Consider the following 26,603-nt stretch of genomic DNA (forward strand, 5'->3'; position numbering starts at 1 on the left):
TGCCGATAAATTCTCTGTTGTTCCATTTCAAAACACCAAGGGTATCTATGTTTAAACGAATGAAGGTTGTTACCAGCCTGCTGCTGGTTTTGCTGGTATTTGGCGCACTGCAACTGCTTGCCGGTGGGCTATTTATTAAGGCGCTAAACAGCGATAAAAGGAATTTTTCCGTGGCGCAAAACGCCAGCGATAACGTGTCGGCGTTTACCGACGCCTGGGTGGCGCTTAACCAGACGCGTATCGCCATCAACCGCGGCATGCTGCGCCTGCAGGGCAATGAATTAGCACAGAGCAGCATCTCATCGCTGAGCACAATCAGCGATCAGGGCAAGCAGCTGCTGGCCAGTGCGGATAAATCCTGGGCGCTTTATCAGTCGCTTCCCGCCACCAGTGGAATGGATCCACAAATTGTGGCCAGCCTTGAACAGAACTATGTGCTTTACTCGAAAGCGCTGGGCACCATGCTGCAACTGATGGATAACCAGCAGCTGACCGGGATGTTCAAAATGAACATTGAAGAGAAACAGCAGGCGATGCAGGCAGCCTATACCCACTGGCGGGATGCGCAAAACGTACTGATGATGCAGGGCGTGGCGGACAACCAGTCGGCTTACATCTCAATGCTCTGGATGATTGCCGCAGTGATGCTGCTGGTTATCGCGCTGATCGTGCTGTGCTGGTTTGGCCTGAAGCGCGTACTGATTAAGCCGCTGAACAGTAATATTGCACATATCAGTCAGATCGCCAGCGGGGATTTAACCCACGATATTCAGGTGGAAGGGCGCAATGAAATGGCCCAGCTGGCCACCAGCCTGAAAGAGATGCAGCAGGCGCTGGTGCGTACCGTGAGTGACGTTCGCGACGGTTCAGACGCTATCCTGACCGGGGCCAGCGAAATTGCCGCCGGGAACAATGACCTGTCAGCCCGTACGGAACAGCAGGCGGCCTCCCTTGAGGAGACGGCAGCCAGTATGGAGCAGCTGACGGCAACGGTGAAACAGAACGCTGAGAACGCCCGTCAGGCCTCAAAACTTGCGCTGACCGCTTCTGAGACGGCGATAAAAGGCGGCCAGGTGGTGGATGGCGTGGTGAAAACCATGAGTGATATCGCGGGCAGCTCGAAAAAAATCGCCGATATCACCAGCGTGATTGACGGCATCGCCTTCCAGACCAATATCCTCGCGCTTAACGCGGCGGTTGAGGCCGCCCGCGCCGGTGAGCAGGGCCGTGGATTTGCGGTCGTGGCCGGGGAAGTGCGTAATCTGGCGCAGCGCAGCGCGCAGGCCGCGAAAGAGATCAAAGGGTTGATCGAAGATTCCGTCTCGCGGGTAGACAGCGGTACCGTACTGGTGGGAACTGCCGGTGAAACCATGAACGATATCGTTAATGCGGTCACCCGGGTAACCGATATTATGGGCGAAATTGCGTCGGCATCTGATGAGCAGAGCCGCGGAATTGACCAGGTGGGCACCGCCGTGACCGAGATGGATCGGGTGACCCAGCAGAACGCCTCGCTGGTGGAAGAGTCTGCCACGGCCGCCGCCGCGCTTGAGGAGCAGGCCAGCCGCCTGACGCAGGCCGTGTCGGTATTCCGCATGCACCGGTCGCAGGCGATCAAGGCTGCGCCGCTGGCGGTCACTCCCCCACAGCGTAAGCTGATCGCCGGGAAAGTCGCCGCGCCAGCCGCAACGGACGGTAACTGGGAAACCTTCTGACAGCTGTCTCCATCAGCAACCTGAGTGCGCCGGATCCCGGCGCATTTTTCCTCGTTCATAAGTTTGTCCTCTGAACAATCAGTCAAATCCTTAATAAAGATCCCCGCTCCGCTGCCGATAACATATCCAATTGGCCCCCTGTACAGAGGTAGTTATGTTTAAGCGAGTGAAAGTCGTTACCGGCCTGGTGAGTGTGCTGGTGTTGTTTGCTGTCCTTCAGCTGGGTACCGGTGGCCTGTTCTTCCAGACCGTCAAAAATGACCGGGATAATTTTGCCTTTAGCCAGCGGCTGCGCAGTTCGCAGCAGGCGATGGGCAATGCGTGGGTCTCGCTGGTGCAGGCACGTAATACGCTCAACCGTTCCGGTATTCGGCATCTTCAGGATGCAGGGAAAACCGGCGGGGGCAGCAGCGTCAGCGATCTGATGGCGCTGGCTCAGCAGGAGCTGAATAACGCGGACAAATCACTGGCGATCTTTAACGCCTCGCTCTCTGAACAGGGAAAAAAAGCGGACAACGTGAAGGTGATGCTGGCGGATTATCAGCAGCTTCATGGCGCGCTGGATGCCCTGATTGTGATGATGAACACCGGCAGGTTCGATGACTTTGTTGCCCAGCCGACGCAGAGCTATCAGGACAGCTTTCAGAAATCCTATCTGAGCTGGCTGGACACCAATGACCAGCTGACCGCAGGCGTGGTTGAGACCAGTCAGCACTCCTACCAGCAGACTATCTGGGTGCTGGGGCTGGTGCTGGTTATCTCGCTGGCGGTAATTATTCTGGCCTGGGGCGGCATCAGCAATATGCTGCTGCGTCCACTCAGGACCAACATTGACCATATCCGACACATTGCCCGCGGCGACCTGACCCAGACCGTCGAGTTCGAGGGCCGTAATGAAATGTCCGAACTGGCCAAAAGCCTGTATGAGATGCAGCAGTCGCTGGTGCAGACCGTAAGCGAAGTGCGGGATGGCTCCGACGCGATTTATACCGGCGCCAGTGAGATTTCCAGCGGCAATAACGACCTCTCCTCGCGTACCGAGCAGCAGGCCGCCTCGCTGGAACAGACCGCTGCCAGTATGGAACAGCTGACCGCTACCGTGAAGCAGAACGCCGAGAATGCGCGTCAGGCCTCCAGGCTGGCGCTCAGCGCCTCCGGCACCGCTGAGAAGGGTGGCAAGGTAGTGGATAGCGTGGTCAAAACTATGCACGACATCGCCGGCAGTTCGAAGAAGATCGCTGATATCACCAGCGTTATTGACGGCATCGCCTTCCAGACCAATATCCTGGCGCTGAACGCCGCCGTTGAGGCGGCCCGTGCCGGTGAGCAGGGCAGAGGCTTTGCCGTTGTCGCCGGTGAAGTGCGCAGTCTGGCGCAGCGTAGCGCTCAGGCAGCCAAAGAAATTAAAGGACTGATCGAAGACTCCGTGACCCGCGTGGATACCGGCTCGGTGCTGGTGGAAAGCGCCGGTGAAACGATGGCGGAAATTGTCAGCGCGGTCACCCGCGTCACCGACATCATGGGCGAAATTGCCTCCGCCTCCGACGAGCAGAGTCGCGGCATTGACCAGGTGGGCACGGCCGTAACCGAGATGGATCGGGTGACCCAGCAGAACGCCTCGCTGGTTGAAGAGTCTGCGGCGGCTTCGGCTGCGCTGGAAGAGCAGGCGGCCAGGCTGAACCAGGCCGTCGCGGTATTCCGCATTCGTAAAGAAACTGCCCTTCAGGCCGTAACGGTTAGCAGAACAACGACTGGCGCAGTAGCCACCCCGCAGGTGGCGTCACGCAAAGCGCTGGCTGCACCGGTATCCAACGATAACTGGGAAACCTTTTAACGTGACCTTAGCCGCCCGCTGTGGGCGGCAACACCAGGAGACTTCAATGTTTGCCCGCATTCGCATCTCAACCACCATCATATTTTTACTGGGGCTGTTCTGCGTCATGCAGATCGTTAGCAGCGGGTTGTCGTTTAACTCTTTTCGTCTGGACGCGAAAAATTTGCATGACGTTGAGGTAAGCGGTAACCAGCGTGATGCGCTGGGGCAGACCTGGGCCGATTTACTCAGCGCCCGCCTGACTCTAAGCCGCGCCGGGACCCGTGCGGCACTAAGTATGCCGCGCGACCAGGTAACAAGTTTAATGGCAAAGGCTCAGGAAGATCTGAATGCTGCCGATAACGCTTATAAGGCCTTTGAAGCTATCCCGGCACTGACGCCAGAAGGTAGCGTACTGAAGAAAGAGATGAAGGGGGCTTATGACGGGTACTCCCAGGAGCTGGCTCGGCTGATTGCCTATTTGCAGAACTACCAGCTGCAGGACTTCCTTAACTCTCCTACTCAGGGCACGCAGGACAAGTTTCAGGTGCAGTACAACCGCTGGATGCTGCATATCGATAAGCTTCGCATCCATGCCAGCCAGGCGAGCAAGGGATTTTACACGGAGTCGATGGCGATATTTTTTTCGGCCGTGCTGCTGTCGCTGCTGGTGACGCTGGCCGGTATGACCTGGGTGAGAAAAGCCGTTATCGCCCCGCTGGCGCATATGCGCGGTCACTTTGAGCGCATCGCCTCGGGCAACCTCGGCGGCACCATCGTGGCGGAGGGCCGCAATGAACTTAGCCAGCTGTTTATCAGCCTGAAGACCATGCAGCAGGCGCTGGCTGACACGGTGGCAAACGTGCGCGACGGCAGCCATGCCATGCAGACCGGCATCCGCGAAATTGCTTCAGGCAACAACGATCTTTCTGCGCGAACCGAGCAGCAGGCGGCCTCACTGACGGAAACGGCGGCCAGCATGGAGCAGCTGACCGCGACGGTAACCGGCAATGCGGACAATGCGCGACAGGCATCGCTGCTGACCAAAGAGGCTTCCTCCACGGCGCTTAAGGGTGGCTCGCTGACCCGCAATGTGGTGACCACCATGAGTGAAATCGCCCTCAGTTCGAGGAAAATTGCCGATATCACCAGCGTGATTGACGGCATCGCCTTCCAGACCAATATCCTGGCGCTGAACGCGGCGGTAGAGGCGGCGAGAGCCGGTGAACAGGGCAGGGGCTTTGCGGTGGTCGCAGGCGAGGTTCGCAGCCTGGCCCAGCGCAGCGCGCAGGCGGCGAAAGAGATTAAATCGCTAATTGAGGCATCGGTTAGCCGGGTCGATCAGGGGTCAACGCTGGTGGCCTCTGCGGGCGAAACCATGGAGGAGATCGTACAGTCGGTCACCCGCGTGAACGATCTCATGGCTGAGATAGCCTCTGCGTCTGACGAGCAGCGGCGGGGAATCGAACAGGTCGCGCTGGCCGTTGGCCAGATGGACCAGGTGACACAACAGAACGCCGCGCTGGTTGAGGAAGCGGCAGCCGCCACGGCAGCACTTGAAGCACAGGCTGATAATCTGACCGACACGGTGAGCCGATTCTCACTGCATGCCGCAGGATAGGCCCGAACAGGTAGCAACGCAGGCTTACAGGGAAAACAAGACGTTTATAACCCCCTTAATCTGCAAATTGCAGGGTGGATCAGGATGAAAAAATCGACGTTGTTAGCGCCAACGGAAAACGCGACGCTGCTGGCCCAGATGGTGCAGCGCCTGCCGTTATCCGATACGCACTTTAAGCGTATCAGCCAGCTGATTTATCAGCGGGCAGGCATTGTACTCGCCGATCACAAGCGGGAGATGGTTTACAACCGCCTGGTTCGCCGACTGCGGATGTTAGGCATCGACGATTTTGGTCGTTACCTTGCGCTGCTGGAAAGTGACTCCAACAGCCCGGAGTGGCAGGCATTTATTAACGCGCTGACCACGAACCTGACGGCATTTTTCCGTGAGGCGCACCATTTTCCTATCCTGGCTGAACACGCCAAACGTCGCAGCGGTTCTTTCAACGTCTGGTGCGCGGCGGCCTCGACGGGTGAGGAACCTTACTCGATTGCGCTGACGCTGGCGGAAACGCTGGGCAGCGGGCCGGGTAAGTTCCAGGTGCATGCGACGGACATCGACACTCAGGTGCTGGAGAAGGCGCTGGCCGGGGTCTACCGCCAGGAGGAGCTGCGCACGCTGTCATCGCAGCAGATGCAAAAGTTCTTTTTTCGCGGCACCGGCCCCCATTCGGGGATGGTCAGAGTGAGGCCGGAACTGGCGAATATGGTCAGCTTCGCGCAGCTGAATCTGCTGGCCAACGAATGGGCAGTTCCGGGGCCCTTTGATGCGATTTTTTGCCGCAACGTCATGATCTATTTCGACAAAGAGACGCAGGAGAAGATTCTGCGGCGCTTTGTCCCGATGCTGAAGCCCGGCGGGATCCTGTTTGCCGGACATTCAGAGAACTTCAGCCAGATCAGTAAAGAGTTTTATCTGCGCGGCCAGACGGTCTACGGACTGACTAAGGAAAGATAATGGGCAAAATCAGAGTGTTATGCGTTGACGACTCCGCACTGATGCGGCAGCTGATGACGGAGATTATCAACAGCCATCCGGACATGGAGATGGTGGCTTCGGCCCCGGATCCGCTGGTGGCGCGGGACCTGATTAAGCAGTTCAACCCCGACGTGCTGACGCTGGATGTGGAAATGCCGCGCATGGATGGACTGGATTTTCTGGAAAAGCTGATGCGCCTGCGGCCCATGCCGGTCGTGATGGTCTCCTCCCTGACCGGCAAAGGATCAGAGATTACCCTGCGTGCGCTGGAGCTGGGCGCGGTTGATTTTGTGACTAAACCGTCGCTGGGCATTCGCGAAGGGATGCTGGCCTACAGCCAGATGATTGCCGACAAGGTCCGTGCGGCTTCACGCGCCAGGCTGCAAACGCGCAGCCCGCAGAACGCCCCGGTCATGCTAAAAGCCGGCCCGCTGCTGAGCAGCGAGAAGCTGATTGCTATCGGAGCCTCTACCGGCGGGACCGAGGCTATACGGCATGTGCTTCAGCCGCTGCCGGTCACCAGCCCGGCGCTGCTGATTACTCAACATATGCCGCCAGGCTTTACCCGCTCTTTTGCCGAGCGGCTGAACAAGCTCTGTCAGATAACGGTGAAAGAGGCAGAGGACGGCGAGCGCATTCTGCCCGGCCACGCCTATATCGCGCCGGGGGCCATGCATCTGGAGCTGACGCGTAGCGGGGCCAACTATCAGATCAGGCTTAACGAAGCTCCTCCGGTCAACCGGCATCGGCCGTCGGTGGACGTCCTGTTTAAATCAGTGGCGCAGTATGCCGGTCGGAACGCCGTCGGCGTGATCCTGACCGGAATGGGCAATGATGGTGCGGCAGGATTGCTGGCAATGAATCAGGCCGGTGCCTGGACCATCGCTCAGAATGAAGCAAGCTGCGTGGTATTTGGCATGCCTCGCGAGGCGATTGGCCTCGGGGGCGCCAGTGAGGTGGTGGATCTTCACCAAATCAGCCAGCACATGCTGGCAAAAATTAGCGCCGGACAGGCATTACGTATATAACGCAGCGCCCGTCCCGCGGGGCTACAAAAAACAGGAGTAGGTATGGCAGATAAGAATATGCGGTTTCTGGTGGTCGACGACTTTAATACGATGCGTCGAATCGTCCGTAACCTGTTAAAAGAGCTGGGCTTCAACAACGTTGAAGAAGCTGAAGATGGCGTTGACGCCCTCACCAAGCTGCGCGCAGGCGGGTTTGATTTTGTGGTTTCCGACTGGAACATGCCGAATATGGATGGTCTGGAATTGCTGAAAACCATTCGTGCCGACGCCACGCTGGGCAAACTGCCGGTGCTTATGGTAACGGCCGAAGCCAAGAAAGAGAACATCATTGCGGCTGCGCAGGCTGGTGCCAGCGGCTACGTCGTTAAACCTTTTACTGCGGCCACGCTTGAAGAGAAGTTAGGTAAGATCTTCGAAAAGCTGGGTATGTAAGGAGCCGAGATGACCACTTTACCGACACCGAATGTTGATGCGGCCTCGGCCCACGACATCATCTCCCGAATTGGCTCGCTGACGCGGATGCTGCGCGACAGTCTGCGTGAGCTGGGATTGGATCAGGCGATTGCCGAAGCGGCAGAAGCCATTCCTGATGCCCGCGATCGCCTGGATTACGTTGTACAAATGACCGCTCAGGCGGCAGAACGTGCTCTGAACTGCGTGGAGGCATCACAGCCGCGTCAGAACCTGATGGAGAAAGAAGCGAAGGCGCTGAAAGGCCGCTGGGATGAATGGTTTGAACATCCTGTAGACCTGGCAGATGCCCGCTCTCTGGTTACGGATACGCGTGGTTATCTCGAATCCGTACCCGAACATACCGCTTTCACCAATGCCCAGCTGATGGAAATCATGATGGCGCAGGATTTCCAGGATCTGACCGGTCAGGTGATCAAGCGCATGATGGACGTTATCCAGGAGATAGAGCGCCAGCTGCTGGCCGTGCTGCTGGAGAATATTCCTGAGCAGCCGGGCCGGGCGAAAAAGGATGCCGACAGCCTGCTGAATGGGCCTCAGATCAACGGGACGGCACCGGGCGTGGTGGCCAACCAGGACCAGGTGGATGACCTGCTCGACAGCCTCGGCTTCTGAAACAGAGCGTCCCGGTCCCTAAAAATGACGGTTCCTGCGTCTAAAATGCGTGGTTGCGGTTGTTAAATTGACGTTCCCCGCGTCTGACATTGACAGTCGCGGTTGCGCTATCGGGGGAGCAGAGGGTGAATCTTAGCGGGAATAGTTGATATCCCGCTGAGATAAACCTCTGCGTCTCCGGCGCGCTGTTTTTCCCTTTCCGTTTACCATCCCTGAAATAACCCCCTTTTTACGCGTTTACTCGCGCCATTATTCCTGCGGCAGTTTGGCATGCTACCCCCTGAAATTCCGTATTAAAGGTGAGCTGCCGTGGCCCAGGACAGCGATGAAGAGAAGACCGAATCCGCAACCCCCCACCGAATAGAAAAAGCGCGTGAGGAGGGGCAAATCCCCCGTTCGCGCGAGCTGACCTCGGTGCTGATGTTGGTTGCAGGCTTAAGTATTCTGTGGATTGGCGGCGAAAGCATGGGCCGCAAGCTGGGGGCAATACTGACGGACGGGCTGAGCTTTAATCACTCGGTTGTCAGCGACACCAGCCAGATGTTGCACCAGATTGGCGATTTGATCACCCAGGCGGTGATGGCCCTGCTGCCCATGATGGCCGGGCTGGTACTGGTGGCCATCGCCGCGCCGATGCTGCTGGGCGGCGTGGTGATCAGTGGCAAAGCGATCAAGGTCGACTTTGGCAAAATGAACCCGATTAAGGGGCTGGCTAAGCTGTTTTCCGCGCAGTCGGCGGCTGAACTGCTGAAGGCGGTGCTAAAAGCCATCCTGGTAGGCTGTGTCACCTGGGGGTATCTGCGCCTTCACTGGCCGGATATGCTGCGCCTGGTCAGCGAGGCACCCTTTACCGCGCTGGCCAGCGCGCTGAATATGATAGCGATGTGCAGCCTGCTGGTGGTGCTGGGACTGTCGCCAATGGTGGGATTCGACGTGTTCTGGCAGCTCTACAGCTATTTTAAAGGGCTGCGGATGACCCGCCAGGATATTCGCGATGAGTATAAGCAGCAGGAGGGGGATCCGCACGTAAAAGGGCGCATCCGCCAGCAGATGCGGGCGGCCGCACGGCGCAGGATGATGGCTGACGTGCCAAAAGCCGACGTTATCGTGACCAACCCGACGCACTACTCCGTGGCTCTGCAGTATGACGAACGCAAAATGAGCGCACCGAAAGTGGTCGCTAAAGGTGCCGGCGATATTGCGCTGCGCATCCGTGAGCTGGGCAAGGAGCATCGCATTCCGATACTGGAAGCGCCGCCGCTGGCGCGTGCGCTGTACCGGCACAGTGAAATTGGCCAGCATATTCCGGGAACGTTATATGCCGCCGTGGCAGAAGTCCTGGCCTGGGTCTGGCAGCTCCGTCGCTGGAAGCTGGAAGGCGGCCTGGCTCCGAAAAAACCTGACAATCTACCGGTGCCGGAAGCGCTGGACTTTGACACAAGAGAAAACGACTGATGGCGAATCTGGCCGCACTATTACGGTTACCGAATTTTAAAGATACCCAGTGGCAGGTGATGGCCGGGCCGGTATTGATACTGATGATCCTGTCGATGATGGTGCTGCCGCTGCCGCCCTTTATCCTTGATCTGCTGTTTACCTTTAATATCGCGCTGTCGATCATGGTGCTGCTGGTGGCGATGTTCACCCAGCGCACGCTTGAATTCGCCGCTTTCCCCACCATTTTGCTTTTCTCCACGCTGCTGCGGCTGGCGCTCAACGTCGCTTCCACCCGTATTATTCTGATGCAGGGCCACACCGGGGCCGGGGCGGCGGGCCACGTAGTCGAAGCCTTTGGCCACTTCCTTGTGGGGGGTAACTTTGCCATCGGCATCGTGGTGTTTATTATTCTGGTAATCATCAACTTTATGGTTATTACCAAGGGTGCCGGGCGCATTGCTGAGGTTGGCGCGCGCTTTGTGCTGGACGGGATGCCGGGCAAACAAATGGCGATCGATGCCGATCTGAATGCCGGGTTGGTGGGAGAAGATGAGGCGAAAAAACGCCGCGCCGAAGTGACCCAGGAAGCAGACTTCTACGGTTCGATGGACGGGGCGAGTAAGTTTGTACGCGGCGATGCCATCGCTGGCATTATGATCATGGTGATCAACGTGGTTGGCGGCCTGCTGGTGGGGGTTATCCAGCACGGTATGGACGTTGGCCACGCGGCGGAAAGCTATACGCTGCTGACCATTGGCGACGGCCTGGTGGCGCAGATCCCGGCGCTGGTGATTTCGACCGCCGCGGGTGTGATCGTGACCCGCGTTAGCACCGATCAGGACGTTGGCGAGCAGATGGTAAGCCAGCTGTTTAAAAACCCCCGGGTAATGATGCTGAGTGCGGGCGTACTGGGTTTGCTGGGACTGGTTCCCGGTATGCCTAACTTTGTCTTTCTGCTGTTTACCGCCGGCCTGCTTGGGCTGGCCTGGTATATACGCGGCAAAGAGACCAAACCCAAACCTGAGCCGCAACTGCAAAGCAAAACCAACGTTGAGACGGCGGCCAACGTCGAGGCCTCCTGGACCGACGTCCAGCTTGAAGATTCGCTGGGAATGGAGGTTGGCTACCGGCTGATCCCGATGGTTGACCATTTACAGGATGGCGAACTGCTGGGCCGTATTCGCAGCATTCGTAAGAAATTCGCTCAGGAGATGGGCTTCCTGCCGCCGGTGGTGCATATTCGTGACAATATGGATCTGCCCCCGGCCCGCTACCGAATTCTGATGAAGGGCGTGGAAATTGGCAGCGGCGATGCCTACCCGGGCCGCTGGATGGCAATTAACCCCGGTACCGCCGCCGGAACGCTGCCGGGCGAAGCCACCGTTGACCCGGCCTTTGGCCTGGCGGCAATCTGGATCGACAGCGCATTGAAAGAGCAGGCGCAGATCCAGGGCTACACGGTGGTTGAAGCCAGTACCGTGGTGGCCACCCACCTTAACCACCTGATTGGCCAGTACGCCAGTGAACTCTTTGGCCGGCAGGAGGCGCAGCAGCTACTGGATCGGGTGACGCAGGAGATGCCAAAACTCACCGAAGACCTGATCCCGGGCATTATCACGCTGACCACCCTGCATAAGGTACTGCAAAATCTGCTGTCGGAGCGCGTCTCGATCCGGGATATGCGCACCATTATTGAGACCCTGGCGGAACATGCGGCAATTCAAACCGATCCGCATGAGCTGACCTCGGTGGTGCGCGTGGCGCTGGGCAGAGCAATTACCCAGCAGTGGTTCCCCGGCAGCGGCGAAGTTCAGGTGATTGGTCTGGACAGTACGCTTGAGCGCCTGCTGTTGCAGGCACTACAGGGCGGCGGTGGGCTGGAGCCCGGCCTGGCGGACCGACTGCTGGCGCAGGCGCAGGGTGCGCTGGCGCACCAGGAATCTCTGGGCGCGCCGCCGGTACTGCTGGTGAACCACCCACTACGGGCGCTGCTTGCCCGCTTCCTGCGCCGTAATCTGCCGCAGCTGATGGTTATCTCTAACCTGGAGCTGACTGAAAACCGGCAGATGCGCATGACCTCAACCATTGGAGGCCACTGATGAAACCGGCAGATGCGCATGACGTCGCCCATATCAGTGCAGCAAAGAAACCGACGGAGACCCGTGACGCCGCCCCCTGGCGGGCAGCCGTTAAACAGGCATTGTGGGGAGTGCTGCTTCTGCCGTGCGTCACCCAGGCGGCGGGCGGCTGGCAGGCGAGCAGCACCGGACCCGGCATGATCAATCGCGGTATGCAGGCGGCCTCGCCTGCATTAACGTCGCCGGAGCCGGTTAGCGGAGTGATGACCGAGGTCGCCTGGCGCTATGTGCTCACCGGCCCGGCACCGGGCGATCTGCGGGTGCATCTCTGTGCGGAGAGCCGCTGCGTCGCCATTGACGGCGCAAGCGGCACCACCAGAGGGCTGACCAACGTCAGCGCGTCAGAAAGCCTGCATTTTGTTTATGGCATAGTGGGAAGGGGCAGGTTGAATCAGCCCCTGCGGGTACTGAGTAATGAAGTGATGGTGAACTACCGTTAAAACGTGAAGACGTGACAGAAAGGTTTACGGCTACCGCCGCTATAGATCCCTTATGTTGCACTTTCTAACAGAAAACGGCAGGGCAGATGTCACTGCGCCTGCCCGTTGGGAAAATGCTACATTCTCTCTACCGTATCAATACCCAGCGTATCCAGACCCAGCTTGAGCGTTTTCGCCGTCAGCAGCGCCAGCTTCAGTCGGCTCTGCTTCGTCGTTTCATCCTCAGCGGTCAGAATCGGGCAGTGCTCGTAAAATCCTGAGAACAGCCCGGCCAGGTCATACAGATAGGCGCACATCACGTGCGGCGTGCCGTCTCGGGCCACCTGCGTGATAGTTTCGTCAAACTGCAACAGACGAACGGCCAGGGCAGACTCACGCTCTTCGCGAATCACCGTCTGACCAGTCACCTCGCTTTCCGCTATACCGGCCTTGCGGAACACCGAAAGCACGCGACTATAGGCATACTGCATATAAGGCGCGGTATTACCCTCAAAGGCCAGCATGTTATCCCAGTCAAAAATATAGTCCGTGGTACGGCTCTTCGATAAGTCGGCGTACTTGATGGCACCAATGCCCACGCTGTTCGCCAGCGCGCGAAGCTGGTCGGCAGGCATATCCGGATTCTTTTCACTGACCAGACGGGTGGCGCGCTCGACGGCTTCGTCCAGCAGGTCGGAGAGCTTAATGGTGCCGCCCGCACGGGTTTTGAAGGGCTTGCCATCTTTGCCCAGCATCATACCGAACGCATGATGCTCCAGCGGCACCGACTCAGGCACGTAGCCCGCCTTACGCACAATGGTCCATGCCTGCATCAGATGCTGGTGCTGACGGGAGTCGATATAGTAAATTACGCGGTCGGCCTTCAGCGTTTCGTAGCGATATTTGGCGCAGGCAATGTCGGTGGTGGTGTAAAGATAGCCCCCGTCTTTTTTCTGGATAATAACGCCCATCGGATCGCCATCTTTATTTTTGTATTCATCCAGGAAGACCACGGTGGCGCCTTCACTTTCAACGGCCAGACCTTTTGCTTTGAGATCGGCAACGATGCCGGGCAGCATATCGTTGTAAAGGCTCTCACCCATCACATCGTTGCGCGTCAGCGTGACGTTCATCCGATCGTAGATGGTCTGATTCTGCGTCATAGTGATGTCGACCAGTTTTTTCCACATCCTGCGGCAGTATTCGTCACCGCCCTGGAGTTTCACCACATAGCCGCGTGCGCGTTCGGCGAAGTCAGGATCTTCATCATAGGTGCGTTTGGCTTCGCGGTAGAACCCCTCGAGATCGGCCAGCACCATCTCGCCATGCTGCTCGTTCTGCTGTTTTTCCAGGAAGGCGATCAGCATGCCAAACTGCGTTCCCCAGTCACCAACGTGATTAGCACGGATAACCTTGTGCCCCAGGAAGGAGAGCGTACGCGCAGCCGCGTCGCCAATAATGGTGGAGCGTACGTGGCCCACATGCATCTCTTTTGCCACGTTTGGCGCAGAGTAGTCGATAACGATGGTCTGCGGTTCAACCGGCGTTACGCCCAGGCGGGGAGCCGCAATGGCGATGTCGATCTGCGCTGAAAGCCAGTCAGGATCGAGAAAAAGGTTAATAAAGCCAGGGCCGGCGATCTCAACTTTGCTGGCGATGCCTGCCAGATCGAGATGTTTAATGACGTCTTCTGCCAGCTGTCGGGGCACCTTGCCCATCTTTTTTGCCACGGCCATGATGCCGTTGGCCTGGTAAGCACCGAACTGTGCCCTGGCGGATTGACGCACCTGTGGCTCGCAGTCGCCTGGAGCACCTGCGGCGATCATCGCCTGACTGACTTTTTCTGAGAGAAGAGCCTGAATATTCACCGAATTACCCTAATTATGCTGATTTGACCCGCGCGCCGGGGCGCAAAAAAATAAGGGGGGAAGTATACTGCATTTCGGAGAGAGTTATCCATGAAGCTGGTCGGAAATGACGGCAAACCCAGGCCGATTTACCTGTACAGGGTATACCGGGTTACGGCGGTGAGGCAGGGGACAGCATATCTGTCCCCCCTCGGGAAATCGCTATGGACGACGACGGTGGGTACGGTGCGGGCTCGATATCGTGTTTTTATCATTCCGTACCTTCCAGTGGCGTACCAGCGCAAATCCCATCATCGCAATCAGCACGATGACAAGTAGCAACATAAGCATAGGGTTATTCCTTGAGTGAGAGTCACGATCAATCTGTCTCAAATAAGAATAGCCTGGAAGGTGCCGCGCAGGAATTAAGAAAAGTCGCATTTTTGTAAATTAACTAAATGAAAACATATAGTTAAGTATAACTATCTAAAACAAAAACTGGTACTGAACCAGCATAAGCTGGGTATAATTGAGTGAAGAATGGCTTATATGTCATCTTCTCAGCATGAAATTGGATAAATAAAGAGTTTAACTGGTCCGATACGGGCACTGACGTTGAAAAAAACCAGTAATTTAACTTAAGTATTGAAGGGGGAGCCATTGACAGGCCCAATTGCAGAAGAGTTAACCGACCTTATCAATGATCTGCCGCGTTTTTTGACTTCGCTGGATGAATTTTCAGAAAGTCTGGGTTTAAGACTGGCCGATCTTGAAATTGATCATATTGCCGTGCGCTGTAACCAGATTACGACGGCGGAACGGTGGAAAAAAGGTTTTTTACAGCACGGCACGCTATTTTCAGAAAAAAATATTAATGGTCGCCCCGTTGCCCTTTTTGAACTGACGGAAGGGCTGACGGTGGGCCCCTGGGCGATCACCCTGATCGAGCTTCCCTGGCCCGGCAATCGGCTCTACCGACATGAAGGCTGGGAGCATATTGAGGTCGTATTGCGGGGTAAAGAGAGCGAGCTGTGCAACCGCGCACTGGCGCTATTATCGGATACCGGACTGGTGCAGCCCGGGGTGACAATAAAAAACAGCGCACCGGCGGGGGAAGGTGAACGGCTGCCCAATCCCACTCTTGCCGTGTCGAATGGCAGTATCACCATCAAGTTCCATCCCTGGAGCCTGAAGGAAATAGTGGAAAGCGAAGGGGCGTAAGCCCTAGCGATTCATTAGACTGACCGCGTTTCTCATGCGTTTCAGGGCTTCGTTAATCATATCCCGCGGGCAGCCGAAGTTGAAACGTACAAAGGCATCATCACCAAAATCCCGGCCCGGCGAGAATCCCAGCCCGTGACGTTCGAAGAAGAGCGCGGGGCTGGCCACATTTAACTGACTGGCATCGATCCACGCCAGATAGGTGGCTTCCGGCGCAGACAGCGTCAGACCCGACATGGCGTTAATCTCTGCTGTTAGCAGATCGCGCGTTCCACGCAAATAGGCCAGCTGCTTATCAAGCCAGGGCTGTCCATCGCGCCAGGCGGCGGTGGCGGCTACGTAGGCAAGAATATCCACGGGCGGTACGACGCCTTTTCGCTGCTGCATAAAGCGCCTGCGCAGTTCAGGATTAGGAATGATCGCCAGTGATGCGCCCAGACCGGCAATATTGAAGGTTTTCGAGGGAGAAATTAGCGTAACCGAGCGCTGCGCGGCGTCTTCACTGAGGCAGGCAAAAGGGATGTGCTTCAGACCCGGCTCCAGAATGAGATCGCAGTGGATCTCATCCGAGCAGACAATCAGATCGTGGCGCTGAGCGAAGCGCAGCTGGCTCTCCAGCTCTTCACGTCGGTAAACGGTGCCGCCCGGATTCTGAGGATTACAGAGCATCAGTAATTTTTCGTTGCCGGTCATCTGCATTTCAAGCGCCAGCAAGTCCATTACCCAGCGCTGATTTTCCAGACGCAGCTGCGCATTGAGTTGCGTACGATTTGCCAGTTTTGCCGCCGAGCGAAAAGGCGGGTATACAGGCGTCGGCGCGATGGTTCCCTGGTGAGGCTCGGTAAAGGCACGGACCGAAAGATTGAGGCCGCTGACCACTCCCGGCAGGAAAACCAGCCACTCAGGCTCTACTTTCCACTGGTAGCGTTCCGCCATACGGGCGACCACCACATCAACCAGTTCAGGCGGCGTAATGCCGTACCCGAAGATGCCGTGTTCAACACGCTGTTTCAACGCGTTAATCACACATTCTGGCGATCGGAAATCCGTATCGGCCACCCACAGGGGAAGGATGTCCTGGTTCCCGTATTTGTGCCATTTTTCACTATCGCTGTGACGGCGATCGATCCGTTCATTAAAACTGGATGTCATGTCAGTGATTCCCGTTAATATAATTACTAATGTCTTAAGGCAGATTAAACATCAGCTGTGATTTTCACAACCTGACGGCGGTCATTAACAGGAGGATGGGATGTGTAAACTGGAAGTATGCTGCTACGGAGTCGATTGCGCCCTGGCGGCCGAAAAAGCCGGAGCCGATCGTATCGAACTTTGCTCTGCCCCGGCTGAGGGAGGACTTACGCCTTCTGCCGGTAGTCTGATGCAGGCTCGGGAGAGGCTGACCATCCCGGTCCACCCGATAGTACGACCACGTGGCGGAGACTTCTGCTATTCCGCTGGGGAATTTGAGGAAATCAAATCTGATATCGATTTTATTCGGGAACGGGGTTTTCCCGGGCTGGTGGTCGGCGTACTGGACGTGGACGGTCATATTGATCTTGTGCGCATGAAGCAGGTAATGGCGCTCTGTAATGGCATGGCGGTGACCTTCCATCGTGCGTTCGATCTCTGCCACAGCCCGCTGACTGCGCTGCAACAGTTGACCGATCTTGGCGTGGCGCGCATCCTGACGTCGGGGCAGCAGCAAAGCGCCGAAAGCGGTTTACCTTTATTAAGGGAACTAACGCGCACTACCCGTGGTCCAATCATCATGGCGGGTGCTGGGGTGCGTCTCAGCAACCTGCAAAAGTTCCTTGATGCCGGGCTTAGAGAACTTCACAGCTCAGCCAGCCAGCGAATTTCATCACCGATGCGCTACCGTAAAGCGGGTGTGTCAATGAGTTCGGTGGCAGAGACAGACGAATTCAGCCTAACCTGCGTGGACAGTGATATGGTTGAAGCCATGAAAGGCGCGATGTTACACAGTTCATCTATTAACGTCGCCTGAAACGATTTTGCCGCGCAGCACGCCAGTTCAGCGACGTGATGTTTGCAAGTACCAGGCCCCATCATTTTGGTGGGGCTTTTTTTATCTGGCGAGAGTTGCGCCCAGGATGATCCCATTATACTTTGCAGGATGCCTGCCTACTACGAGACCCTGTATGAAACCCCTTCTGCTAAGTGCCTGTTGTGCTGTCCTGCTGCACACGGGTGTTGTAATGGCAACGCCGGATTGCCCGCCTCATTTTCAGCAGATTAACGACAGCAATGCTCTTTTACTGCTGGGTGGAACCGCAACCGGCCCGATAAAGCAGGTTGTCGTCGGTGAATTTGGAAAGGACGTGGATCGGCAAAAGCGGATGCTGGCGAAGTTTGACGCCTGCGGTGTGCTGCTCCATGCGAATATTAGCATCGATAAAAATGAAGGTAATGTGGTGATGAAGGCGGTGCAGAGCATCAACCGCGTTGAAGATGGCTGGCAAACTGCGTATGACATTTCGGTGTTTGTAATCAGGGCGGGCGAGGCTGAGCCGGTGACGCGTAAGGAGGGCATCATCAGCTATATGACCGGCAAAAATGGCACTATAACCAGTTCCACCGATACTTTCCTGTTGCAGGGAGTGAAAGGTTTTACCGCTACAACGAACAGTTTTGATGCACGTTTTCGGTTGATTAAGAGCGTTGCGCGTGGTTCGGACAGTCTGGCGAACGGTGAGAGCATCTATCAGTGGAATCAGAAGAATCAGCTGACGTCTTCCTTTTCGGGTAGCAACCGGATGTTCCTGCGTTATGACAGCCAGGATCGTGAGCTTATGCTGCGTGCGCTGACGACTTCGCCCTTGAGCCAGCTGAGTACGGTTGATGAGTGCCAGCTTTGGGACGATCGCGGCAATTGCACTCTTAGCTATTCACGCGAGACGGAATTATTTCCGGCGGGAATGATTCACCGTGCTATCACGACTGCCTATCGCTTTGAGTATTGGGATAAAGCGGGCAGGGCAGAGGAGGGCGATCGGACTTTCCCTTGACCGATGCCAGGCTCTGTCTTCGACGCCGACTTCGCGTTGAAGTCTTGTGCGTTAGTCTGCCATGAAGCTGCCATATCGGTTTTTCCGGTGGACAATCCCAGCATTTGCCGGTGAGTTGTTTGGGCTGCAATACCTGTGGTGCCGGTGGATAATCCCAGCGTTCGCCCGGCGTCCTCACGCCAGGCTTTGCCTGGTGCCTTTGGCTCCGACTTCAGGCCGGACGGCCCGGTCGCGAGCGGGCGTCCTGCCCGCCGCTCCCTGAGTGCAGCATCCCTGCTGCCCTCGCCTGGCCTTCCGTCTGCGCCGCAGCGCTGCGGATTGCCCGTCACCCGCAGGGATTATCCACCTCTCTGGCTTCAGAGGCGCTTTGTAAAACTGCCCTTAACCACAGCCAGCACATTGCAAAGGAAATATCCTAAATAGCTTTTACACCCAGCCAGAACAATGCCAAAGGAGCAGGCGGGCCCCACCCGTAGGCGACGGCACCAGACTTTAGCCAGCCGGGCCCCACCTATAGGCGGCGGCACCAAACCTTTAGCCAGCCGGCCCCGCACGCCAGCGACGGGCTTAACCGAGAGGGCGCTATTTAACCGTCTGACTGAAGGCATCAACGGCCAGAATGGCGCTGGCGATATCCTCTGCGCTGAGATTCGGATTGAGATTCTTCAGCGTATCCCCTTCGTTATTGGCCAGTGCGCCAATCTTCACCAGATTCTCCCAGCTCTCATTTTCCAGATGCAGCTCCTTCAGCGTAACCGGCATCTTAATCGCGCGATAAAAACGAATATAGCGGGCAATCTCCTCATCCGGACGCTGCTCAAGCACCATCTGCGTCAGGGTGCCATAGGCTACCTTCTCACCGTGGGTAAGATGATGAATATCGCCTTCGATGGCAGTAAAACCATTATGGATCGCGTGTGCGCCTGCCAGCCCGGCATTCTCAAACCCCAGGCCGGAAAGCAGCGTATTCGCCTCAACAACGGCCTCCACGGCGGGCGTCACCAGCTTTTTCTCAACGGCCTGATAAGCGCTGAACCCATAGGTCAGCAGCGTTTTTTCACAGGCCTCGGCAATAGCCATGCCCGCAATGGTCGGATCGCCATTGACCATCGACTTACTGTGCGAGCGTTTTACCGCCTGCGCCTCAACAAAGGTCGCCAGCCCATCGGCAATACCGGAAGCGAATAATCTGACCGGCGCACGGGCGCAAACCTGGGTATCTACCAGCACCAGGTCAGGGTTTTTACTGTAGAAGCGGTAGCTTTCAAACACGCCGCTGTCCGAGTAAATCACCGACAGCGCACTACAGGGGGCATCCGTTGAGGCAATCGTCGGAACGATAACCACAGGCTGCTTCAGTTCATCCGCGACGGCCTTTACGGTATCCAGCGTTTTCCCGCCGCCGAGACCGACGACCAGGCTGGCTCCGCCGTTTTTTGCCAGTCCCGCAAGGCGGGAAATTTCATTACTGGAGGCCTCACCATTGAACTGCTGGTAGTGAAACGCAATGTTGTTCTGCTTTAGTGAGGTTTCGACATCATTTCCAATCAGCCCCCAGACAATGTCGTCCGCGACCACAAACGCGTTGTTGCCAAGCTCTGCGACATATTCGCCCAGCTGGGCTAACACGCCTGCACCCTGAACATATTTCCGCGGCGAAGAGAATACAAACTTACTCATGTGAGACTCCTTGTAATGAAATAAAACAGAAGTGTGTCTCCTTAATCCTGGTCTTTTTATCGCTTCGCGGTTTGTTAAAAAACGCTTTTCGGAAAGTTGCACATAAGTGATAGAACCTGCTGAAAACATGTAAGGGTGGCGGAACGCCATCGAATGAGAGTGTAAGGCAACATCAGCCTGGATAGCTCTAATCTGAGGCGACACAGGGCGTGCCGCCTCGGCGGGTGAAGGGGGGGCTAAGCGCGGTGAGGTCTTAAGGCTTGCGCGCCACCAGTACCGCACGCAGCGGAGCCGGGTAGCCCTCTACGGTTTTAGAACTGTCATCGGGGTCAAGGAACTCCGCCAGCGAGCCGGTCACCATCCAGTCGGTACGGCGCTGTTCGTCCGTCGTGGTACGCGAATAATCTACAATACGCACGTCCTCAAATCCGCACTTCTCCAGCCAGCCTTTCAGCGCCCCGGTAGAGGGAATGAAATAGACGTTGCGCATCTGCGCATATCGCTCGCCCGGAACCAGGACATCCCGCTCGCCGCCCTCAATCACCAGCGTCTCCAGCACCAGCTCACCGCCGCTCACCAGCTGATTTTTCAGCTGTAGCAAATGATCCAGCGGCGAACGGCGGTGATACAACACGCCCATAGAGAAGACCGTATCAAAGGCTTTAAGTTCGGGAAGCTGCTCAATACCTAACGGCAGCAGATGCGCACGCTGATCGTTGCCCAACAGCTTACGCACCGCCTCGAACTGACATAAAAACAGCTGCATCGGATCAATGCCCACCGCGAGACTGGCCCCGGCGCCAATCATCCGCCACAGGTGATAGCCGCTGCCGCAGCCCACGTCCAGAATAGTTCTGCCCGCCAGCGGCGAAATATGCGGCAGTACGCGCGTCCATTTCCAGTCCGAGCGCCACTCGGTATCAATGTTCACGCCGTAAAGTGAAAACGGGCCTTTACGCCAGGGCATCAGATTACGCAGCAGCTTCTCAATGCCGTCGCGCTGGCGATCGCTCAGCTGGCTGCTGTCAGCGCTGACGCCGTGCAGCAAATCCAGACTCTCGGGCGTCAGCGCAGGCAGGTACTCCACCGATCGATCCCAGTTTTTGAAATGACCGTGCAGCTGCTCGCGTTGCCAGGCGGCAAGCTGAGCGGGGAGCGTTTCCAGCCAGTGAGCCAGTGGACCTTTGGCGATAAGCTGATAAAAATGTCCAAAATCCATCAGGCAGACCCTGCTTTAAGCGCGATCAGCGAACCGAAATTAAAACACTGGAACCAGAGTTCAGCATGTTCAAAACCGGCGGTATGCAGCCGCTGTTTATGGGTTTCCACGCTGTCCGTCAGCATAACGTTCTCCAGCATACTGCGCTTCTGGCTGATCTCGAGCTCGCTGTAGCCATTGGCCCGTTTAAAATCGTGGTGCATGTTAAACAGCAGCTCGCCCACATCCTGATCGGCAAAGCTGAACTTTTCCGACAGAACCAGCGCGCCGCCGGGACGCAGCCCCTGCCAGACGTTGTTCAACAGCTGCTGGCGCTCGGCAGGCTCAAGAAATTGCAGGGTGAAGTTCAGCACCACCATTGAGGCATTTTCAATGGTGACATCACGGATATCCGCTTCGATAACCTCAACCGGCGTGTCGGCCCGAAAAGCGTCAATATGACGTCGGCAGCGCTCCACCATGGCCGGGGAATTATCGACGGAGACAATCTTACAGCCGCCAACGTGAATATTACGGCGCACGGAAAGCGTCGCTGCGCCCAGCGAGCAGCCGAGGTCATAGACCTGCGTGTCGGGCTGGACAAACCGCTCGGCAAGCATGCCGATCATCGAAATGATATTCGAATAGCCCGGCACCGAGCGCTGGATCATATCGGGAAAAACTTCAGCCACGCGCTCGTCAAACGTCCAGTCGCCCAGTTTGGCAATTGGCGCGGAGAACAGCATATCGCGGTTAGACATAGTGGTAAGTCCGAAAGGAAAACGGAAAGGCGGTATTCTGGCAGAAAGCGGCGCAGGCTGCACCCTTTCCGCCACGCCGGGTGAACGTCGGGGTAATATCGCCTGCCCGTTTTAGCGTTAGCGCAGCGTCAGAACCAGGTCCCAGGGCAGGTAAATCAAATTGATAATCGCCATTCCCAGCAGCGAAAGGATGGAAATCGTTGTGCCATTTTTGCGCCACAACGGGGTGCTGGTACGCAGGCCATAGATATGCATGAAGCGCCCCAGGAAAAAAAACAGCGCAGAAAGGTGCAGCAGCCAGATATCAGCGCCGTTCATTTCCATACTGATCAGCAGCAGGGCGGCGACAGGAATAAATTCTACCGCGCTACTGTGAATACGAAGCGCTATTTGCAGCTCGTAAAATCCGCCATCACCCCAGGCGATCCGATACTGCTGACGCAGGCGTGAAACGTTCAAAGACAGCCTGATAAGAAACAGGGCACCAAGCACAACATACAGGGCGCTGACCATTCCAACTCCATCGTTTTTTTGAAATTGCTGGCAACATCATAGCGATGAAAGTGCAATCTGTCAGGAAATGGCGACCCGTTAAGGATAATTCAGAGCGTTCAGGATCAGAAAAGCTGCGCCTGCTGCGGCCAGTCCGGCGCGTCTCCACACTGTGGCAGCATCGCCTGCAGGGTGGGCCAGAGAGCCTGAACCAGGTCGGGTGCAAAACCAATGTCAGGGGTATGAATGAACAACCACGGCTGGCCCTGTTCTGCCCACAGCGGCAGCAGCGCCCGCCAGGATTGAAACCAGGCCAGATTCGCGTCGGGATCGTCACCGCCGATAAATCGAATCATCGGCTGATCGGCGGTCTTGACCGCATGTACCGGCAGTATCGGTTTCTTACGCTGTGCTTCGATAATGGCTGGATTACTCGGTTTTGCCGAATGTACGCCGCGCGTATCGAGGATAACCCGGTTTACGCTACGGTCGTGCAACCCACGGTTAAGCGCCCGTTCAGCGTCTCCCTTAGTGAAAAACGCCGGATGACGGACCTCCACGCCGTAGCGAAAGCCCGAGGGCAGGGTATCCAGAAATGCCCAGAGTAGCGGCAGCTCATCCGGGCCGAAAGCCGGAGGGAGCTGAAGCCAGTACTGGCCGATGCGCGTATCAAGCGGGGCGAGGAGGCTAAAAAATTCTGCGGTAAGATCCTGACAGTTGCGCAGGGCGGACTGGTGGCTGATGGTTGCGGGAAATTTAAAGCAGAAACGGAAGTCGTCGTGCGTCATGTCGTACCATCGCTGCACGATCTCCGGCCTCGGCAGGGCATAAAGCGTGGTGTTACCCTCTACGCAGTTAAAATAGCGGGCATAGTCCGCAAGGGTCGCAATACCCAGCTTCTTCCACTGAGGATGCTGCCACTGCGGCAGTCCAAGATAAAAAGGCTTCACCGGCGTTCCCTCTCGTATTGTCCTGCAGGAAATGTAGCGAGGCCAGCAGCGGAGTGCAACCCGTCAGCAGGGGCGACGGGTTGTAAGGCCTTATAACGCGGCGATAATATCGGCAGACTGACGAACGCGGCCCAGGCGGGGGAAAATATTTTTCATGCTGCCCTCGTGCTGATCGGTGCTGCCCGCGCTGCAAACGTCCTCAGCCACGATCAGATTAAAACCCAGCTCCCAGGCGTTACGCGCGGTGGACTCCACGCCAATATTGGTAGAGATACCGCCCAGCACGATGGTATCAATACCACGACGGCGCAGCTGTAACTCCAGATCCGTTCCGTAGAATGCGCCCCACTGATGCTTGGTCACTTCAATGTCGCTCTCCTCTCTGCCCAGCGCTGCGGGGTAGACCCACCAGTTCCCGGGCAGGGCACCGCCGTGGCTGACATCGACCGGCTGCTTTGGCGCATCGCCGAAGTCTTTAGCCCAGCCGACGCGCACCAGCACCACCGGGGCATTGACGGCGCGAAACTTCGCGGCAAGCGTTGCGGCGCGGGTGACGACCTCAGATGCGCTGTGGGGGCCGCCGGCAAAGGGCAGGATCCCTTCCTGAAGGTCGATTAATACCAGTGCGGTTTTGGCTGCATTTATTTCTAACATCGTCTCTCCGGTGCAAAAGGGAAACCATTGAGAATACAGCTAATCCTGCTTTTGCTGCGATAAGAACAATGTTCGCAAAGGGTGAAATTTGTTAGCGTTTATGAGAGGCGGGGCGTCCGCGGGCTATTTTACCTGTTTTCGGGGGCGTTGATGCGGTTACGGCTCTTATCGCGCCGGGCTTTTTCAATTATAATGGCCGCCATTTTTCGCGACAGCATCGCCTGAATGGGCAGAGACAACAAAACTGCTGCGCGTGAGCGGCGAAGTTTAAAGGATATCGTTATGCGTACTGATTATTGCGGACAGCTCAATCTGTCCCACGTAGGCCAGCAAGTGACACTGTGCGGTTGGGTCAACCGCCGCCGCGACCTGGGCAGCCTGATCTTTATTGATATGCGCGATCGCGAAGGTATCGTACAGGTTTTTTTCGATCCGGACCGTCAGGATGCTTTCCAGCTGGCCTCTGAACTCCGTAACGAATTTTGCATTCAGCTCACCGGCACCGTCCGCGCCCGCGATGATAAAAACAAAAACAGCGAGATGCCGACCGGTGAGATCGAAGTATTTGCCACCGACCTGACCATTATCAACCGCGCCGAGCCACTGCCGCTGGATCCCAATCAGGTCAACAGCGAGGAAGCCCGACTTAAGTACCGCTACCTCGATCTGCGCCGCCCGGATATGGCTCAGCGCCTGAAGGCGCGCGCTAAAATCACCAGCTTTGTTCGTCGCTTTATGGACGACAACGGCTTTCTGGATATCGAAACGCCGATGCTGACCAAGGCGACGCCAGAAGGCGCGCGCGACTACCTGGTACCCAGCCGCGTGCATAAAGGCAAGTTTTATGCACTGCCGCAGTCGCCTCAGCTGTTCAAGCAGCTGCTGATGATGTCGGGCTTCGACCGCTACTATCAGGTAGTAAAATGCTTCCGCGATGAAGATTTACGCGCCGATCGCCAGCCCGAATTTACCCAGATCGACGTCGAGACCTCGTTTATGACCGCCCCTCAGGTGCGCGAGATCATGGAACGTCTGGTGCGCGAGCTGTGGCAGGACGTGAAGGGCGTTGATCTGGGGGATTTCCCGACAATGACCTTCGCAGAAGCGATGCATCGTTACGGCTCGGACAAGCCGGACCTGCGCAATCCGATGGAGCTGGTAGACGTTGCCGACCTGCTGAATGCCGTAGAGTTTAAGGTGTTCTCCGGCCCGGCTAACGATCCTAAAGGTCGCGTGGCGGCGCTGCGGGTACCGGGCGGCGCGCAGCTCAGCCGTAAACAGATTGACGAATACGGCAAATTTGTTGAAATCTACGGTGCGAAAGGCCTGGCCTGGATCAAGGTTAACGAGCGTGCGAACGGCCTGGAGGGCATCACCAGCCCGGTGGCTAAGTTCCTGAATGCGGACATCGTTGAGTCCATTCTGGCGCGCACCGACGCCGCCGACGGCGATATGATCTTCTTCGGCGCTGACAAGGCGAAAGTGGTGGCAGATGCGCTGGGTGCGCTGCGCCTGAAGCTGGGCCGCGACCTGGCCATCACCGATGCTGCCGCCTGGAAGCCGCTGTGGGTCATCGACTTCCCGATGTTTGAGGATGACGGTGAAGAGGGTCTGACCGCGATGCACCATCCGTTCACCGCCCCGAAAGAGCTGACGCCGGACGCGCTGAAAGCGGCCCCCGAAGCGGCTATCGCCAACGCCTACGATATGGTCATTAACGGCTATGAAGTCGGCGGCGGCTCCGTGCGTATTCACAACGGGCAGATGCAGCAGACGGTGTTTGGCATTCTCGGCATTACCGGGCAGGAACAGCGTGAGAAATTTGGCTTCCTGCTGGATGCGCTCAAATTCGGTACGCCGCCGCATGCGGGTCTGGCGTTTGGCCTTGACCGTCTGGTGATGCTGCTGACCGGCACGGATAACATCCGTGACGTGATCGCGTTCCCGAAAACGACGGCGGCAGCCTGCCTGATGACTGAAGCGCCAAGCTTCGCGAATCCGGCATCGCTCGGCGAACTGGGCATTGAAGTGGTGAAAAAACAGCAGACCCGCGCCTCTGATTCGTCATCAGAGAGCGAGTAAATGGCTTTTAAGCATCCGGTATCGGTGCTGGTGGTGATTTACGCCAGCGATACCCGGCGGGTGCTGATGCTGCAACGGCGGGATGACAGTAGCTTCTGGCAGTCGGTTACCGGCAGTCAGGAGCCTGCGGAAACGCTGGCTGAAACCGCCGTGCGCGAAGTGTGGGAGGAAACGGGAATTGACGTCAACGCTGAGCAGCTCACAGTCAGCGACTGCCAGCGTCAGATAGAATTCGAGATCTTCGCGCATTTCCGCCATCGTTATGCGCCTGACGTCACGCATAATGCCGAACACTGGTTCAGTCTTGCCCTCCCCGCGGAGCGGGATGTTGTCCTTAGCGAGCACCTGGCATTTTGCTGGCTGCCTGCCGAAGAGGCGGCGCAGCTGACGAAATCCTGGAGTAACCGCCAGGCAATTGAAGAATTTGTTGTATCACTTTTGGATTAACTTTCTG

24 protein-coding genes are annotated in these 26,603 nt (G+C 56.9%); 15 read left to right on the top strand and 9 right to left on the bottom strand.

Annotation, left to right across the window (positions count from 1 at the left end):
- Window positions 1–47: 47 nt before the first annotated feature.
- The 10 genes from ACLRGG_RS03790 (at window position 48) to flhE (ending at window position 12,256) form a co-directional block, all read left to right on the top strand.
- Window positions 48–1,715, top strand: coding sequence for a methyl-accepting chemotaxis protein (locus ACLRGG_RS03790; RefSeq protein ID WP_416248494.1), 1,668 nt, complete (start codon window positions 48–50; stop codon window positions 1,713–1,715).
- Between the two features lie 154 nt (window positions 1,716–1,869).
- Window positions 1,870–3,549: a methyl-accepting chemotaxis protein gene (locus ACLRGG_RS03795; protein ID WP_416248495.1), complete on the top strand. Its 1,680-nt coding sequence runs from the start codon at window positions 1,870–1,872 to the stop codon at window positions 3,547–3,549.
- A gap of 46 nt (window positions 3,550–3,595) precedes the next feature.
- A complete protein-coding gene (locus ACLRGG_RS03800) occupies window positions 3,596–5,149 on the top strand; it encodes a methyl-accepting chemotaxis protein (protein ID WP_416248496.1) in 1,554 nt (517 codons plus the stop codon).
- An 84-nt stretch (window positions 5,150–5,233) separates the two neighbouring features.
- Window positions 5,234–6,106, top strand: coding sequence for a protein-glutamate O-methyltransferase CheR (gene cheR, locus ACLRGG_RS03805; protein ID WP_416248497.1), 873 nt, complete (start codon window positions 5,234–5,236; stop codon window positions 6,104–6,106).
- Window positions 6,106–7,155, top strand: coding sequence for a protein-glutamate methylesterase/protein-glutamine glutaminase (locus ACLRGG_RS03810; protein ID WP_416248498.1), 1,050 nt, complete (start codon window positions 6,106–6,108; stop codon window positions 7,153–7,155). Before cheR ends, ACLRGG_RS03810 begins: the two co-directional genes overlap by 1 nt.
- A 42-nt stretch (window positions 7,156–7,197) precedes the next feature.
- The gene (gene cheY / locus ACLRGG_RS03815) at window positions 7,198–7,587 is read left to right on the top strand and encodes a chemotaxis response regulator CheY (RefSeq protein WP_067701075.1); all 390 of its coding nucleotides are present in this window, start codon (window positions 7,198–7,200) and stop codon (window positions 7,585–7,587) included.
- Window positions 7,588–7,596: 9 nt separating this feature from the next.
- Window positions 7,597–8,241, top strand: coding sequence for a protein phosphatase CheZ (cheZ, locus tag ACLRGG_RS03820; protein WP_067701079.1), 645 nt, complete (start codon window positions 7,597–7,599; stop codon window positions 8,239–8,241).
- Between the two features lie 309 nt (window positions 8,242–8,550).
- Window positions 8,551–9,696 (top strand): flagellar biosynthesis protein FlhB, encoded by a 1,146-nt coding sequence (gene flhB / locus ACLRGG_RS03825; RefSeq protein ID WP_416248499.1) that lies wholly within the window; start codon window positions 8,551–8,553, stop codon window positions 9,694–9,696.
- The gene (gene flhA, locus ACLRGG_RS03830; protein WP_416248500.1) at window positions 9,696–11,777 is read left to right on the top strand and encodes a flagellar biosynthesis protein FlhA; all 2,082 of its coding nucleotides are present in this window, start codon (window positions 9,696–9,698) and stop codon (window positions 11,775–11,777) included. Before flhB ends, flhA begins: the two co-directional genes overlap by 1 nt.
- Complete coding sequence (flhE, locus tag ACLRGG_RS03835) at window positions 11,777–12,256, top strand: flagellar protein FlhE (RefSeq protein WP_416248501.1); 480 nt, start codon at window positions 11,777–11,779, stop codon at window positions 12,254–12,256. Before flhA ends, flhE begins: the two co-directional genes overlap by 1 nt.
- 116 nt (window positions 12,257–12,372) lie before the next feature.
- Here flhE and argS read toward each other — a convergent pair whose 3' ends face one another.
- Both argS and ACLRGG_RS03845 read right to left on the bottom strand, forming a co-directional pair.
- Complete coding sequence (gene argS, locus ACLRGG_RS03840) at window positions 12,373–14,103, bottom strand: arginine--tRNA ligase (protein ID WP_416248502.1); 1,731 nt, start codon at window positions 14,101–14,103, stop codon at window positions 12,373–12,375.
- A gap of 201 nt (window positions 14,104–14,304) precedes the next feature.
- Complete coding sequence (locus ACLRGG_RS03845; protein WP_416248503.1) at window positions 14,305–14,433, bottom strand: hypothetical protein; 129 nt, start codon at window positions 14,431–14,433, stop codon at window positions 14,305–14,307.
- A gap of 309 nt (window positions 14,434–14,742) precedes the next feature.
- On the opposite strand from ACLRGG_RS03845, the gene ACLRGG_RS03850 reads away from it, so the two are divergent.
- The gene (locus ACLRGG_RS03850; RefSeq protein WP_416248504.1) at window positions 14,743–15,303 is read left to right on the top strand and encodes a VOC family protein; all 561 of its coding nucleotides are present in this window, start codon (window positions 14,743–14,745) and stop codon (window positions 15,301–15,303) included.
- Between the two features lie 3 nt (window positions 15,304–15,306).
- Here the strand turns inward: ACLRGG_RS03850 and ACLRGG_RS03855 are convergent, their stop codons facing one another.
- Entirely contained in the window at window positions 15,307–16,455 is a 1,149-nt protein-coding gene (locus ACLRGG_RS03855) for a MalY/PatB family protein (RefSeq protein ID WP_416248505.1), read from the bottom strand.
- A 100-nt stretch (window positions 16,456–16,555) separates the two neighbouring features.
- Here ACLRGG_RS03855 and cutC point away from each other — a divergent pair, with 100 nt between their 5' ends.
- Both cutC and ACLRGG_RS03865 read left to right on the top strand, forming a co-directional pair.
- Window positions 16,556–17,311 carry a copper homeostasis protein CutC gene (gene cutC / locus ACLRGG_RS03860; protein WP_416248506.1) on the top strand — a complete coding sequence of 252 codons (756 nt, stop codon included), beginning with the start codon at window positions 16,556–16,558 and terminating at the stop codon, window positions 17,309–17,311.
- 211 nt (window positions 17,312–17,522) lie between these two features.
- On the top strand, window positions 17,523–18,332 hold the full coding sequence (locus ACLRGG_RS03865) for a hypothetical protein (RefSeq protein WP_416248507.1): 810 nt from the start codon (window positions 17,523–17,525) through the stop codon (window positions 18,330–18,332).
- A gap of 582 nt (window positions 18,333–18,914) precedes the next feature.
- Here ACLRGG_RS03865 and ACLRGG_RS03870 read toward each other — a convergent pair.
- The 6 genes from ACLRGG_RS03870 to ACLRGG_RS03895 all read right to left on the bottom strand — a co-directional run bounded on the left by ACLRGG_RS03870 (window position 18,915) and on the right by ACLRGG_RS03895 (window position 24,067).
- Window positions 18,915–20,012 (bottom strand): glycerol dehydrogenase, encoded by a 1,098-nt coding sequence (locus ACLRGG_RS03870; RefSeq protein ID WP_416248508.1) that lies wholly within the window; start codon window positions 20,010–20,012, stop codon window positions 18,915–18,917.
- A 253-nt stretch (window positions 20,013–20,265) separates the two neighbouring features.
- Window positions 20,266–21,234 carry a tRNA 5-methoxyuridine(34)/uridine 5-oxyacetic acid(34) synthase CmoB gene (gene cmoB, locus ACLRGG_RS03875; RefSeq protein WP_416248667.1) on the bottom strand — a complete coding sequence of 323 codons (969 nt, stop codon included), beginning with the start codon at window positions 21,232–21,234 and terminating at the stop codon, window positions 20,266–20,268.
- Window positions 21,231–21,971 carry a carboxy-S-adenosyl-L-methionine synthase CmoA gene (gene cmoA / locus ACLRGG_RS03880; RefSeq protein WP_416248509.1) on the bottom strand — a complete coding sequence of 247 codons (741 nt, stop codon included), beginning with the start codon at window positions 21,969–21,971 and terminating at the stop codon, window positions 21,231–21,233. Before cmoA ends, cmoB begins: the two co-directional genes overlap by 4 nt.
- 117 nt (window positions 21,972–22,088) lie before the next feature.
- Window positions 22,089–22,484 carry an MAPEG family protein gene (locus ACLRGG_RS03885; RefSeq protein ID WP_416248510.1) on the bottom strand — a complete coding sequence of 132 codons (396 nt, stop codon included), beginning with the start codon at window positions 22,482–22,484 and terminating at the stop codon, window positions 22,089–22,091.
- Window positions 22,485–22,588: 104 nt separating this feature from the next.
- Complete coding sequence (locus tag ACLRGG_RS03890) at window positions 22,589–23,413, bottom strand: DUF72 domain-containing protein (RefSeq protein WP_416248511.1); 825 nt, start codon at window positions 23,411–23,413, stop codon at window positions 22,589–22,591.
- A 90-nt stretch (window positions 23,414–23,503) separates the two neighbouring features.
- Window positions 23,504–24,067, bottom strand: a complete 564-nt coding sequence (locus ACLRGG_RS03895; RefSeq protein WP_416248512.1) for a hydrolase — start codon at window positions 24,065–24,067, stop codon at window positions 23,504–23,506.
- A gap of 282 nt (window positions 24,068–24,349) precedes the next feature.
- Between ACLRGG_RS03895 and aspS the strand changes: the two genes are divergently transcribed.
- A complete protein-coding gene (gene aspS / locus ACLRGG_RS03900; protein ID WP_416248513.1) occupies window positions 24,350–26,149 on the top strand; it encodes an aspartate--tRNA ligase in 1,800 nt (599 codons plus the stop codon).
- Window positions 26,150–26,596: a dihydroneopterin triphosphate diphosphatase gene (nudB, locus tag ACLRGG_RS03905; RefSeq protein WP_416248514.1), complete on the top strand. Its 447-nt coding sequence runs from the start codon at window positions 26,150–26,152 to the stop codon at window positions 26,594–26,596.
- Window positions 26,597–26,603: the final 7 nt, after the last annotated feature.

Origin of the sequence: Erwinia sp. PPS120 (assembly GCF_047918655.1) — a bacterium.
GTDB classification, from domain to species: domain Bacteria; phylum Pseudomonadota; class Gammaproteobacteria; order Enterobacterales; family Enterobacteriaceae; genus Erwinia; species Erwinia tasmaniensis_A.

Excerpts from the sequence above, each read along its gene's own strand:
- ACLRGG_RS03790 (WP_416248494.1), top strand. The coding sequence starts at position 48 with ATGTTTAAACGAATGAAGGTTGTTACCAGCCTGCTGCTGGTTTTGCTG.
- ACLRGG_RS03795 (WP_416248495.1), top strand. The coding sequence starts at position 1,870 with ATGTTTAAGCGAGTGAAAGTCGTTACCGGCCTGGTGAGTGTGCTGGTG.
- ACLRGG_RS03800 (WP_416248496.1), top strand. The coding sequence starts at position 3,596 with ATGTTTGCCCGCATTCGCATCTCAACCACCATCATATTTTTACTGGGG.
- cheR (WP_416248497.1), top strand. The coding sequence starts at position 5,234 with ATGAAAAAATCGACGTTGTTAGCGCCAACGGAAAACGCGACGCTGCTG.
- ACLRGG_RS03810 (WP_416248498.1), top strand. The coding sequence starts at position 6,106 with ATGGGCAAAATCAGAGTGTTATGCGTTGACGACTCCGCACTGATGCGG.
- cheY (WP_067701075.1), top strand. The coding sequence starts at position 7,198 with ATGGCAGATAAGAATATGCGGTTTCTGGTGGTCGACGACTTTAATACG.
- cheZ (WP_067701079.1), top strand. The coding sequence starts at position 7,597 with ATGACCACTTTACCGACACCGAATGTTGATGCGGCCTCGGCCCACGAC.
- flhA (WP_416248500.1), top strand. The coding sequence starts at position 9,696 with ATGGCGAATCTGGCCGCACTATTACGGTTACCGAATTTTAAAGATACC.
- flhE (WP_416248501.1), top strand. The coding sequence starts at position 11,777 with ATGAAACCGGCAGATGCGCATGACGTCGCCCATATCAGTGCAGCAAAG.
- ACLRGG_RS03845 (WP_416248503.1), bottom strand. The coding sequence starts at position 14,433 with ATGCTTATGTTGCTACTTGTCATCGTGCTGATTGCGATGATGGGATTT.
- ACLRGG_RS03855 (WP_416248505.1), bottom strand. The coding sequence starts at position 16,455 with ATGACATCCAGTTTTAATGAACGGATCGATCGCCGTCACAGCGATAGT.
- cutC (WP_416248506.1), top strand. The coding sequence starts at position 16,556 with ATGTGTAAACTGGAAGTATGCTGCTACGGAGTCGATTGCGCCCTGGCG.
- ACLRGG_RS03865 (WP_416248507.1), top strand. The coding sequence starts at position 17,523 with ATGGCAACGCCGGATTGCCCGCCTCATTTTCAGCAGATTAACGACAGC.
- ACLRGG_RS03870 (WP_416248508.1), bottom strand. The coding sequence starts at position 20,012 with ATGAGTAAGTTTGTATTCTCTTCGCCGCGGAAATATGTTCAGGGTGCA.
- cmoA (WP_416248509.1), bottom strand. The coding sequence starts at position 21,971 with ATGTCTAACCGCGATATGCTGTTCTCCGCGCCAATTGCCAAACTGGGC.
- ACLRGG_RS03885 (WP_416248510.1), bottom strand. The coding sequence starts at position 22,484 with ATGGTCAGCGCCCTGTATGTTGTGCTTGGTGCCCTGTTTCTTATCAGG.
- ACLRGG_RS03895 (WP_416248512.1), bottom strand. The coding sequence starts at position 24,067 with ATGTTAGAAATAAATGCAGCCAAAACCGCACTGGTATTAATCGACCTT.
- aspS (WP_416248513.1), top strand. The coding sequence starts at position 24,350 with ATGCGTACTGATTATTGCGGACAGCTCAATCTGTCCCACGTAGGCCAG.
- nudB (WP_416248514.1), top strand. The coding sequence starts at position 26,150 with ATGGCTTTTAAGCATCCGGTATCGGTGCTGGTGGTGATTTACGCCAGC.